Annotated in this window: 7 protein-coding genes; 2 read left to right on the top strand and 5 right to left on the bottom strand. The window is 61.3% G+C overall.

Going from position 1 to position 12,582, the window contains the following annotated elements:
* Nucleotides 1-88 precede the first annotated feature (88 nt).
* Complete coding sequence (locus PSEUDOMOFG3G_RS23630; protein WP_139051198.1) at nt 89-3,937, bottom strand: EAL domain-containing protein; 3,849 nt, start codon at nt 3,935-3,937, stop codon at nt 89-91.
* Nucleotides 3,938-4,207: 270 nt separating this feature from the next.
* Between PSEUDOMOFG3G_RS23630 and ettA the strand changes: the two genes are divergently transcribed.
* Nucleotides 4,208-5,872 (top strand): energy-dependent translational throttle protein EttA, encoded by a 1,665-nt coding sequence (ettA, locus tag PSEUDOMOFG3G_RS23625; RefSeq protein ID WP_047230152.1) that lies wholly within the window; start codon nt 4,208-4,210, stop codon nt 5,870-5,872.
* Nucleotides 5,873-6,115: 243 nt separating this feature from the next.
* On the opposite strand, the gene PSEUDOMOFG3G_RS23620 is transcribed toward ettA, so the two are convergent.
* From PSEUDOMOFG3G_RS23620 to PSEUDOMOFG3G_RS23605, 4 genes are all read right to left on the bottom strand, one after another.
* Nucleotides 6,116-6,607 carry a GreA/GreB family elongation factor gene (locus PSEUDOMOFG3G_RS23620; RefSeq protein WP_047230153.1) on the bottom strand — a complete coding sequence of 164 codons (492 nt, stop codon included), beginning with the start codon at nt 6,605-6,607 and terminating at the stop codon, nt 6,116-6,118.
* 70 nt (nt 6,608-6,677) lie between these two features.
* Nucleotides 6,678-7,031 carry a hypothetical protein gene (locus PSEUDOMOFG3G_RS23615; RefSeq protein WP_047230154.1) on the bottom strand — a complete coding sequence of 118 codons (354 nt, stop codon included), beginning with the start codon at nt 7,029-7,031 and terminating at the stop codon, nt 6,678-6,680.
* A 118-nt stretch (nt 7,032-7,149) separates the two neighbouring features.
* Complete coding sequence (locus tag PSEUDOMOFG3G_RS23610; protein ID WP_047230155.1) at nt 7,150-9,003, bottom strand: DUF4105 domain-containing protein; 1,854 nt, start codon at nt 9,001-9,003, stop codon at nt 7,150-7,152.
* A gap of 89 nt (nt 9,004-9,092) precedes the next feature.
* Nucleotides 9,093-9,581, bottom strand: a complete 489-nt coding sequence (locus tag PSEUDOMOFG3G_RS23605) for a DUF3015 domain-containing protein (protein ID WP_047230156.1) — start codon at nt 9,579-9,581, stop codon at nt 9,093-9,095.
* Between the two features lie 271 nt (nt 9,582-9,852).
* Here PSEUDOMOFG3G_RS23605 and PSEUDOMOFG3G_RS23600 point away from each other — a divergent pair, with 271 nt between their 5' ends.
* Nucleotides 9,853-12,291 carry a Lon protease family protein gene (locus PSEUDOMOFG3G_RS23600; RefSeq protein ID WP_047230157.1) on the top strand — a complete coding sequence of 813 codons (2,439 nt, stop codon included), beginning with the start codon at nt 9,853-9,855 and terminating at the stop codon, nt 12,289-12,291.
* Nucleotides 12,292-12,582: the final 291 nt, after the last annotated feature.

The following is a 12,582-nucleotide window of genomic DNA, read 5'->3' as shown; positions in this document are numbered from 1 at the left end:
GAGCAAGCCCGCTCCCACATTTTGAAATGCGTTCCCCCTGTGGGAGCGAGCCTGCTCGCGATGAGGCCCGCCCGGCCAGCACAAGCTTTCAGTCGAGCATGAACAGCGCATCATTGCTGAACTGCGCCTCAAACCGGTTGGCCGGCATCGGCCGGCCGAACAGGTAGCCCTGGACTTCATCGCAGCCGTGCTCGCGCAGAAAGTCCAGTTGCTCGTGGGTTTCGACCCCTTCGGCAATCACCGCCAGGTTGAGGCTGTGGGCCATGGCGATGATCGCCCGGGCGATCTGGGCGTCCTGTTCGCCGGATGGCAGGCCATCGACAAAGGTGCGGTCGATTTTCAACACGTCGATGGGGAATTGCTTGAGGTAGTTGAGGGACGAATAACCGGTGCCGAAGTCATCCACGGCGATGCTCAGGCCCAGGTTTTTCAGCCCGGCCAGGATCTGCATCGCCTCGCTGACTTCACGCATCAGGATGCTTTCGGTCAGTTCCAGTTCCAGACAGGCCGGCGGCAGGCCGGTGCTACGCAGGATGTTGGCGATGCGCGTACCGAGCTGGCCATCGGAGAACTGCCGGGCCGAAATGTTGACCGAGACTTTCGGCACCCGGACCTTGGCCTGGTGCCAGGTCTTGAGCTGCCGAGAGGCTTCGCTGATCACCCAGTCACCGACGTCCACCACCAACCCGAGCTCTTCGAGGACCGGGATGAAGTCCCCTGGCGGCACCAGCCCGCGTCGTGGATGGCGCCAGCGCAGCAAGGCCTCGGCGCCGGTCAGGCGTTTGCCGTCGCCGCTGAACTGTGGCTGGTAATACAGCACGAACTCGTTCTGCTCCAGGGCGTGGCGCAGGTCGCTTTCCAGCTCCAGTCGTTCCAAGGCGCTGGCGTTCATGTCGGCCTGGTAGAACTGGAAGTTGTTCTTGCCGCGCTCCTTGGCGTGATACATGGCCGTGTCGGCGTTCTTCATCAGCTGACTCAGCTCGTTGCCGTCCTGAGGGCTCAGGGCGATACCGATGCTGGCGGTGACGAAGAACTCCCGACCTTCCAGTACGAACGGTCGGACCAGGCTGGCGAGGATCTGCTCGGCCACGTTGATCGCCCGGTTGAGCGCCATTTCGCGGCTGGAACGCGGTTGCAGCAGCAGGGTGAATTCGTCGCCGCCCATGCGCGCCACGGTGTCGTCGTCGGCCACGCAGCCGAGCAGCCGCGTGGCCATTTCCTTGAGCATCCGGTCGCCGGCGGCGTGGCCCAGGGAGTCGTTGATCGGCTTGAAGCGGTCCAGGTCGAGGAACATCAGCACGACCCAGTTTTTCTGGCGCTCGGCCGATTGCAGCGCGGTGTGCAGGCGATCCTGAAACAGCGTGCGGTTGGGCAGGTGGGTCAACGCGTCGTAGTAGGCCAGGCGATGGATGCGCTGTTCGCTGGCCTTGCGTTCGCTGATGTCGCTGAAGAAGCACACGTAGCTGGCTAGGTCGCCTTCATCGTCCAGCACCGCCGTAATGCCGACCCAGGCCGGATAGTGCTCGCCATTGCGGCGCTTGAGCCAGACCTCGCCTTCCCAGGTGCTGTGTTGCTGCAACTGCTTGAGCACGTAGCGCAGGTGGGCTTCCTGCTGCTCGTCCACGGTCAGCATGTTGGGCAACTGGTCCAGCACCTGCGACACCGCATACCCGCTGACGCGGCTGAAGGCTTCGTTGGCCTGGACAATGTAACCGGCCGGGTCGGTGATCAGGATCGCCGAGGTCGAATGCTCGAATACCGTGGCGGCCATGCGCAGGTCTTTTTCGGCGCGTCGTTGCTGGCTGATATCGCGGCCCACGCCCAGCACGCCTTCGAACGCGCCGTGCTCATCCCACACCAGCACCAACCGCAGCTCGATGGGGATCTTGCGCCCGTCGGCGCGCAGGCAGTCGAACAGAAACAGCTGGGTCTGCATCTGGTTGCGCAACTCGGCCAGTTGCTCAGGCTTGTCGAGGGCTTTGCTGACCCGATCCATCAAGGTGTAGATGCCGGTCAGTTGTTGCGGGTTGGCGATGGTTGATTGCCAGCCGTTCTGGAATATCCAGTCAGCGCTGTAGCCCAGCACTGCTTGCACCGAGGGGCTGACGTAGTTGAGCGAAAGCTTGCTGTTGGTGGAGAAAATCACGTCGCTGATGCTTTCGGCGAGCATCCGGTAGCGTTGTTCGCTGTCGCGCAGCGATTCGCTGGCTTCGATCTGTTCGGTGATGTCCTTGGCTACGCCGATGATCCGTGTCACCTGATCGTGCCGGTCCCGGGCCAGGGCTTGTTCGCGAATATCGAAGCGCCGCCATTTGCCATTGCGATGGCGAAAGCGCAGCTGGCATTGCAGCAGTTGCGCATACCCGGCCTGACGTTGTGCCTGGCGCAAGTTGTGGTAGTGATCGGCGTCTTCGCTGTGCAACAGGATCTCCCAGAAGTATTCGCCCATCTGGTGCAGTTCGGTGCGGTCGTACCCCAGGGTCTGTCCCAGGTGATGGTTGCTGAAGATCATCCGCTGACTGATCACGTCTTGCACATAGAGATGGTCCGGTACGGTGCGCACCACGTCGGACCAGAAGCCTTCGCGTTCGAGCAGCGACAGTTCGATCAGCTTGCGGCTGGTAATGTCGCTGATGCTCAGGATGACGGCGTTGTAGTCCTGTTGTTTTTCCGGCAGACGCAGCACCAGCCATAGGTGCTGATCACGGCCATGAGCGTCCTGCAGCTTGATTTCCAGCTCCAACTGCTTGTGCTGGTCGAGCAGCGCTTCGAGCAGCTTCGAACCCACCGGGTTGTTGTCCTGGGCAGCATTGCCGACCAGCAGTTGCCAGGCCCGTTCGCAGGAATTGACGTTGAGCAGCTTCAACGCCATCTGATTGACCTCGGTGACGTGAACTTCCTGCTGCAGTTGTTCAAGCTGGTGAGGGACTGCCAACCAGGCGCGCAACTGGTCGCCGTTGCGCAGGCCGGTCCTTTCAAAAAACGCCTTGAGGCTCGACAGGTCAAGCACGCAGAGCGCGACGCCGGTGCCTTCGAAAATATCCTGGTAGCGTCGGCGGCCCTCGTGCAACTGACGCTGGCGGCGGCGCATGCTCAAGAGCGCGATTACCGGCAGCATTGAAAACGCCAGGCCTAGCAGGCATTTGCCAATGAAGGCCGGCAGCAATTGCTCCAGCACCTGGCGCCGGTCGAACAGTCCACGCAACTGCCAGTCGCTGCTGCTCAGGGGCACGGTCAGCACGGTGTTGCTCAGATCATCCGGGGACAGCCGGGTAGGGCTGGCCGAGGGCAGGCTTTCGTCCCGGCTGATGATTTGCTGGTTGAGGCGGTTTTCCACCAGCCACAGTGGGCGCATGCCTGTATCGGCCTGCTTGGTCAGGGTCGAGAAGAAGGTTGGGGTCAGGCGCAGCGCCCAATAGCTGCGGCTGCTGCCGCTGGCCTGGTGCAACAACAGATGCACCACGGAGCCGTCGTCGGCATTGCTGAAATAGTGCGCCTGGGCCCGACTGCGCCGTACCAGCTCTGCCAGGTAATCGGCATCGTGGCTGGCAGGATCACTGTCGCTGAGCACCCGGCCGGAAGGGCTCAGCAACGCCAGGCTGCGTAGCTCGGGCAACGATTGCTGGAGTTTGCGCAACAGGGCCTGCTGTTCGTCGGCGCTCTGCGGTTGTTCGACGATCGGTAGCAGGTTGAGGGCGATCTGCGCATTCAAGGCCATGTTCAGGCTGACTTGCGCGGCCAGGTCGGCGGTGTAATCGATGGTGTACTGGCGCTGTTGCTGCTGGGTTTCGCGCAATTGATCAAGCAACTGCCAGAAGAGCAATCCAAGCAGCAAGAGCACCAGTGTGGCCAGCGCGCCCTTCAATGTCCCGCGCAGGGGCGAGCCGCTCGCAGCAGTCGGTGCGCGTGGGGACAGGGTCGGCGTGACGTTGGACAAGCTGTAATCCTGCAGTTTGCTGGACTGGCGCGACGTGCACTATAAGCCGGACGCCCAAAGGGCGGCTAGCATGCCTTGACTTGTGGCAAAGTGCCAGCCCCTGGTGGCTGGACCTTGACCGATGGTTGAGGTAGCTTTGCCGGTCAAACAAGAGCGCGCAAGCTCCGATCCCCAGGCTTTATCTGCCCGCCGGCATTGATGACCGTCAAGCGCCGGCGCCGCGCATGGCCTGGCTCGTTCTTTTCACCTGTCACTGACGCTAGGTTCACCATGGCTCAATACGTCTTCACCATGCATCGGCTGAGCAAAGTTGTTCCGCCGAAGCGGGAAATCCTGAAAAACATTTCACTGTCGTTCTTCCCCGGGGCCAAGATCGGCGTACTGGGCCTCAACGGTTCGGGTAAGTCCACGCTGCTGAAAATCATGGCCGGTGTCGACAACGAGTTCGACGGTGAAGCCCGTCCGATGCCCGACTTGAACATCGGTTACCTGCCTCAAGAGCCTCAGCTGGATCCGACCAAGACCGTACGGGAAGTGGTCGAGGAGGCGGTCAGCGTGATCAAGGATGCCCAGGCGCGCCTGGACGAGGTCTACGCGGCCTACGCCGAACCGGATGCCGACTTCGACAAGCTGGCCGCCGAACAGGCCAAGCTCGAAGCGATCCTGCAGGCCAGCGATGGCCATAACCTGGATCGCCAGCTGGAAGTCGCCGCCGATGCGCTGCGCCTGCCGGCCTGGGATGCCAAGGTTGAACACCTCTCTGGTGGTGAAAAGCGTCGTGTGGCTCTGTGCCGCCTGCTGCTGTCGGCGCCGGACATGCTGTTGCTCGACGAACCAACCAACCACCTGGACGCCGATTCTGTCGCCTGGCTCGAACACTTCCTGCACGATTTCCCGGGCACTGTGGTCGCGATCACGCACGACCGTTACTTCCTGGACAACGTCGCCGGCTGGATCCTGGAACTGGACCGCGGCGCGGGTATTCCTTACGAAGGCAACTACTCGGGCTGGCTTGAAGCCAAGTCCGATCGTCTGGCCCAGGAATCCAAGCAGCAGTCGGCCCATGAAAAAGCCATGAAGGAAGAACTGGAGTGGGTGCGCAAAGGCGCCAAGGCCCGCCAGTCCAAATCCAAGGCACGTCTGCAACGCTTCGAGGAAATGCAGTCCCAGGAATTCCAGAAGCGCAGTGAAACCAACGAGATCTACATCCCGGCCGGTCCGCGCCTGGGCGACAAGGTCATCGAATTCAAGAACGTCACCAAGGGCTATGGCGACCGCGTGCTGATCGACAATCTGTCGTTCGCCATGCCCAAAGGCGCCATTGTCGGTGTGATCGGTGGTAACGGTGCGGGTAAATCCACGCTGTTCCGCATGCTGATGGGCAAGGAAACACCGGATTCGGGCACCATCGAAATCGGCGAAACCGTGCAGCTGGCCTGTGTCGACCAGAGCCGCGAAGACCTGGACGGCAGCAAGACCGTGTTCCAGCAGATCTCCGACGGTTCCGACCAGATCCGCATCGGCAACTATGAAATTCCGTCGCGCACCTACGTGGGGCGCTTCAACTTCAAGGGCGGCGACCAGCAGAAGTTCGTCAAGGACCTGTCCGGTGGTGAACGCGGTCGCTTGCACCTGGCGTTGACCTTGAAGGAGGGCGGCAACGTCCTGCTGCTCGACGAACCGTCCAACGACCTCGACGTCGAAACCCTGCGTTCCCTGGAAGAAGCCCTGCTGGACTTCCCGGGCGCAGCGATTGTGATCTCCCACGACCGGTGGTTCCTCGACCGTGTGGCGACCCACATCCTGGCGTACGAAGACGACTCGCAAGCGGTGTTCTTCGAAGGCAACTACACCGAGTATGAGGCCGACCGCAAGAAACGCCTGGGCGAAGCCGCTGCCCAGCCACACCGCGTAAGGCACAAGAAGCTGGCCTGATTCGGCCGGCGACCGATCGACAAACCCTGTGGGAGCGAGCCTGCTCGCGATAGCGGTGGATCAGCCAGCGTAAGTTGCCTGACCCGCCGCCATCGCGAGCAGGCTCGCTTCCACACTGGTTTTGGGTCAGTCACAAGTTGCACGGTGGGGCTCGCTCCCACACTGGTTTTGGGTCAGTCACAAGCTGCACGGTGAGGCGCGATTCCTGTGGGAGCGAGCCTGCTCGCGATGAGGCCGGCAAGATCACCCCGGTTCTATCGCCACCACTTCAATGGTCAAATCCCCCACCGGCCGTTTCCAGATCACTTCATCGCCAACTTTCGTCCCCAGCAACGCCCGCCCCAGCGGCGAGCCCCAATTGACCAGTCCGCTGGCCGCATCGGCCTGATCTTCACCCACCAACTGCACTCGCTGCTCGTGGTCATGCTCATCGACAAAGGTCACCCAATGCCCGATCCGCACCTGATCCAATGAGGTTGGCGTAACGACCTGCGCGCTTTGCAAACGCTGATTGAAATACCGCAGATCCCGTTCGATATCCGCAATTCGCTGCTTGTCCGCCAGTTCTCCCCTGGCCACCTGCTGGCTGTGCAGCGCCTGCAGCTCAGCGACCCGGGCCTGTAATTGGGCGAGTCCGGCGGGCGTGACGTAATTGGGTTGCGCGCTGACCTGGCGTTCGACCGGCTGATCGGCCTGGGCAGCGGCGTTGTCCTCATTGACGAAGGCGCGACTCATGATGTTCTCCTCTATTGGAGTTTGGGCCATGGTCGCAGGCTTTTGGTTTCAGCGGATGTCTGTACGCGACTCACTGTGAGCGATAAGCCCGGGCGGCGTCCTGGTCCTTCTGCTGCTGCCAGGCCCGTTCTCGCTCGTCCCAATGGCGTTCGCGGTAAGCGTTACGCTCCTCACTTTCGCGCATGGCCTGGCATTGACGGAAACCGTCGCTCCAGCCTTCGGCATAGGGAGCGTCCTTGAGATACCGTGGCACGTCCTTCCTGAACTGGCCGGTGATCACGCCGGCTGCCTGCCGACCGCTGCTGCAACCGTCATCAAAGCCGTCGGCGAATGCCGGAGGGTAACCCCGGGCGATCAGGTTTTCGTGGGTGGTTTCGCAGCCACCGAGCAACATCACCACACTCAGCACCACCGCGCGCCTCATTTTTTTTGCATTCCTGCCTGATCCACTCATAAGAGAAGTTTAGAAGTGGATTCGTCAGGCCGATGTGAAAGCGCTGTGATGAATCTGTTCGCTTAGGTGAGTGCGGGGTATGCCCCGGTCAATAGTGATACCACTTCACCTCCAGCATCACTTCGTTCTCCGGTGACGCCAGATGGCTGAACTCGCGCTGGGCACTCAGGCGCAGACCGAGGTTGCGTGACAGTTCCCACTGCTGGTTCAGGCTCACGCTACGGCGCACTTCGCCGTTGATGAAATAGTCGCCTTTGGCCTCCAGGCTCAAGTTGCCCAGCGGGTTTTTCCACAGCACGCCAGTGTTGAAGCCTGCGGCCGGAGCGATGAACTGGGCGAAGTCGTTGTTGTGTTCGACCCGCACCGTGCCCAAGGCAAACCCCAGCATGTCGTCACCCAGTGCCCAGGTGCCGCCGGCTCCGCCATTGACGTGGCTGACCAGGGTTTCGTCGTCGTGCTTGCCCGGCACCCGCTCCAGGCCGCCGGTGACTTGCCAGGACAGCGGCTGCAGCAGTTCGTTGCGCGGAGTCAGGGAGCGAATGGTCGCAAGGTCCAGCTGTTGCACCTGCCAGTCATTGCCTTCGTACTGGCGCAGCTTCAGTTGCAGGATCTCGATCTGTGCGCCCAACGGGAAACTCTCGGCGTTGTCGTTGAGGTCGTGATAGGCCATGCGCAGGCCATATTCGCCGAACGCCCGGTCGCCACGAGTGCCGAGGCCAGCCTGCCAGGTGCGCGACTCGTGGCCATCCTCGGGCAGGCCCGGTTGCGGGATGTCGAGTTCCGGCGCGGGGTTCTGGTTGATCGCCCGCAACAGTTCGAAACTGCGCTGGGCGCGCTGTGGGTCGCGTTCCTGGCCGTTGGCGCGGTAGCGCTCCAGGCGATAGGCGGCGTCGATGATCAGCGCCTGGCGAGCGCGAGGCAATGCCTTGAATGCTGAAGTCTGCAGTTGTTTCTGGTCGGCGCTGACTTTCAGCACCCACTGCTGCTCGTCGTCGGTGAGTGGTTCGGCGCGGCTGAGCAGTTCCCGCTCACGGGAGGGCCGGTATTCGATGCTTTCCACCAGCCCGGCTTCTTTCACCGCCTTCACGGTGTCGGTGGGAATCGCCGTCAACGGGAACTGTTCGGTCAGCCGCAGGCTGGGACGGGCCACTTGCAGCAGTTCGAGCAGGCGATAGGAGCAGTTTTCGTCGAAGAAAAAATAGTCGAACTCAATCTGCTTGAGTTCCCACACATGCTCGACCATGCGCTCGGTTTCCACCTGGCTCAGATTGAGGCGGTATTCCCACAGGTCGCGGTTTTCCAGGCTGCGGTACTCGGAGAGTTTTTCCTGATAGGGCACCAGGGCGAACAGGCCCGGGTAACCGCCCATCAGGCCTTTCCAGGCATACAGAATGCTGTTGTCCGAGCCTTCGATGTAGGCACCGAAGTTGATCGCATAGCTGAGCAGCGCGGTCTTGTCGCTTTGCACATCGGCCTGGTCGATGCGCAGCAGGGTGTGGCCAAACATCGAAGAAGGGCTGTTCAGGTAGGCGGCCGGAAAAATCATCACCGCGCTGTGGGGCGCGACGTCCTTGAACCATTGGGTGAATTCGCTGCAGTCAACCGTCGGCAGATCCGTCAGGTTGAGCTGCGCCTTCAGCCAGCGTGTTCGCGCCGGGTACACACATTGGGCGTGTTGCTGACCAGCACTGGCCGGGCCGTACAGCGCTTGCACCGTGGCGGCCAGTTCGTGGTCGGGATGTTCGTTGCCGTCGGGAGCGAGGAAAAATCTTTTGTCGCTGATATAGCTGCGCCAGCCACCGAGCTTGGCGGTTTCGTAGTGGCCCAGGGAAATCCAGAAACGGTCGTTGGCCAGTTGCTGCAAGCGTTGAGGGTCGACATGAGGTGCGGCGGACAACGGGGCGCACACACAGAGCGCCAGCCAGGCAAGGCGTTTGAGCATAGTTGGCTACTTGGACAATCGAAAAATAAAGACCGGAAGGGGCCCCAAAAAGAAAACCCGCTCCCCGAGAGGAGCGAGTGGTGTCGAGCTTAAGCTGGAGTGGCGTACTTGGCCAGGCGTGGGTCGCTTTTCAGCACGGCCAGGGTGTTGGTATGCACGTCTTCTGCGGTCACATCAGCCTTGCTGAAGATCTGCTGGAAGTGCTCGTGAGTGACAGCGGAGAAATGCGCACGGTCTTCCGGTGCCACGCCCAGTACTACGGCGTAGGTGGTGAGCGCTTCGCCTTGGCCCTTGGCCATGTCTTCGGACAGCTCGTTCATCATGCCATTCATGGCCAGCCAGGACTTGCCACCGTAGGTCAGTGCCGCGTTGGTCGAGCAACCGTTGGTGCCGGATGTCATGCCGAAGGTGGCGTTGCCCGAGGTGCCGTTGGTGGTGGATGCCAGGAAGTGAGCTGGGGTGCCACGCTGACCTTCGAACAGCATGTTGCCCCAGCCGCAATCCGGACCGCCTGGCGCCTGAGCCATGGCGTTGAGGGATACAGCGGTGAAGAGAGTACCGAGAAGAATCCGTTTCATAGCTATGTTCTCTTTATGTGCATACCAATGGACAGGGTCTGACCCTACAGGCCAGTGGGCCGGTTATTGTTCCAGCCGCGCAATTTGGAGTTTAGGCACGATCCTGGGGTTCCGTGACATTTTGCAAAAAGTAACAGCAGTGTCATGAATTTACGGGCTCGGGCTCAGGGGATGCCCCTGGACTATGCTTTGGCCTGAGGCGCTTCTTGCCAGTCAGGTGCAGGCAGCGCCAGAATGCCGCTATCTGCCCCGCCTGATGTAAGGAAGCCCGATGCCTGATCCTGTTGCTGCCAGCTTGCGTCTAGCGCCCGAAGCGCTGACCCGCCCGTTTTCCGCTGAACAGTTCAGCTTCTCTACCACCAATGATCTGGAACCCTTCCGCGGTGTGCTTGGCCAGGAGCGTGCGGTCGAAGCATTGCAGTTCGGCGTGGCCATGCCGCGCCCCGGTTACAACGTATTTGTCATGGGAGAGCCCGGCACTGGCCGGTTTTCGTTCGTAAAGCGTTATCTCAAGGCCGAAGGCAAGCGTATGCAGACCCCGGCGGACTGGGTCTACGTCAATAATTTCGATGAGCCCCGCGAACCTCGTGCCCTGGAGCTACCATCGGGTACGGCGGGGGCTTTCATCGCCGACATCAACGGCCTGATCGACAACCTGCTGGCGACTTTCCCGGCGGTGTTCGAGCATCCGTCCTATCAACAGAAAAAAAGCGCCATCGACCGTGCTTTCAACCAGCGCTACGACCGTGCCCTGGATGTCATCGAGCGCCTGGCGCTGGAGAAGGATGTCGCCCTGTACCGCGACAGCAGTAACATCGCCTTCACGCCGATGAGCGAGGGTAAGGCCCTGGACGAAGCGGAATTCGCCCAGTTGCCGGAGTCCGAGCGCGAGCGTTTTCATGACGACATCTCGGGCCTGGAAGAACGCCTGAACGAAGAGCTCGCCAGCCTGCCGCAGTGGAAGCGCGAGTCCAGCAACCAGTTGCGTCAACTTAACGAAGAAACCATCACCCTGGCCCTGCAACCGTTGCTGGCGCCGCTGTCGGAAAAGTACGCAGAGAACGCCGCGGTCTGCGGTTACTTGCAAGCCATGCAGGTCTACTTGCTCAAAACGGTGGTCGAGCAGTTGGTGGACGACAGCAAGACCGACGCCATTGCCCGCAAGCTCCTGGAGGAGCAATACGCCCCGAGCCTGATGGTAGGGCACCCAACCAGCGGTGGCGCGCCGGTGGTGTTTGAACCGCACCCGACCTACGACAACCTGTTTGGGCGCATTGAATACAGCACTGACCAGGGCGCGCTTTACACCACCTATCGACAACTGCGCCCGGGGGCGTTGCACCGGGCCAACGGTGGTTTCCTGATCCTTGAAGCAGAAAAAATGCTTGGCGAGCCGTTCGTGTGGGATGCACTAAAACGTGCCCTGCAATCGCGCAAACTGAAAATGGAGTCGCCACTGGGCGAGCTGGGGCGTCTGGCCACGGTCACCCTGACCCCGCAGCACATTCCACTGCAAGTCAAAGTGGTGATCATCGGCGCCCGCCAGCTCTACTACGCCTTGCAGGACCTGGATTCGGACTTCCAGGAAATGTTTCGCGTGCTGGTGGATTTCGACGAAGACATTCCGATGGGGGATGAAAGTCTGGAGCAGTTCGCCCAGTTGCTCAAGACCCGTACTTCGGAGGAGGGCATGGCCCCGTTGACCGCCGATGCGGTGGCGCGCCTGGCCACCTACAGTGCGCGCCTGGCCGAACATCAGGGGCGTTTGTCGGCGCGGATTGGCGATCTGTTCCAGCTGGTCAGCGAGGCGGATTTCATTCGTCAGTTGGCCGGTGACGAGATGACTGATGCCGGTCACATCGAACGCGCCCTCAAGGCCAAGGCCACCCGCACCGGGCGCGTCTCGGCGCGGATCCTCGACGACATGCTGGCGGGAATCATCCTGATCGACACCGACGGCGCGGCCGTAGGCAAGTGCAACGGCTTGACGGTGCTGGAGGTGGGGGATTCGGCGTTCGGCGTGCCGGCGCGGATTTCCGCCACGGTCTACCCCGGCGGCAGCGGCATCGTCGACATTGAGCGAGAGGTCAACCTCGGCCAGCCGATCCACTCCAAGGGCGTGATGATCCTCACCGGTTACCTGGGCAGCCGGTACGCTCAGGAGTTTCCTCTGGCGATCTCGGCCAGCATCGCCCTGGAGCAATCCTACGGCTACGTGGACGGCGACAGCGCGTCCCTGGGGGAAGCGTGTACGCTGATTTCTGCCTTGTCGAAGACGCCGCTCAAGCAGTGTTTCGCTATCACCGGCTCGATCAACCAGTTCGGTGAAGTGCAGGCGGTGGGCGGGGTCAACGAGAAGATCGAAGGCTTCTTCCGCCTCTGCGAAGCCCGTGGGCTGACCGGCGAGCAGGGGGCGATCATCCCCCAGGCCAACGTCGCCACCCTGATGCTCGACGAGAAGGTGCTCGCCGCCGTGCGCGCCGGGCAGTTCCACGTTTATGCGGTGCGCCAGGCCGACGAAGCCCTGAGCCTGCTGGTGGGTGAGCCTGCCGGCGAGCCGGATGAAAACGGTGAGTTCCCCGAAGGGAGCGTCAATGCCCGGGTGGTGGAACGGCTGCGGGTGATCGCGGAGATGATCAGCGAAGACGACATCAAGGAAGCGGAAAAGGAACTGGCGCAACAGGCGCTGGCGGAGGCCAAGCCGGCTTGATGCGTTCCAGGTCGGAGTAGGTCAATGTGGGAGCGAGCTTTGTGGGAGCAAAGCTTGCTCGCGATAGCGGTTTTACAGCCAACAGAGGTGTTGTCTGTGACGACGTCATCGCGAGCAAGCTTTGCTCCCACAGGCTCGCTCCCACAATTGTTTGTGGTGATGGCTAAAAAGTGCCACCACTTTGGCGTCAATATTCACACTATGACCATTCGGCGCATTCTGGTCTCGGCGGGACTTGCGGCCGGAACTTTTCTTCTATCCTCAGTTCAAGGATAACGAGAGCCATCATCG

The sequence above is a fragment of the Pseudomonas sp. FG-3G genome (assembly GCF_901007645.1).
GTDB classification, from domain to species: Bacteria; Pseudomonadota; Gammaproteobacteria; order Pseudomonadales; family Pseudomonadaceae; genus Aquipseudomonas; species Aquipseudomonas rhizophila.
This window is presented reverse-complemented; position numbering and strand designations above follow the sequence as displayed.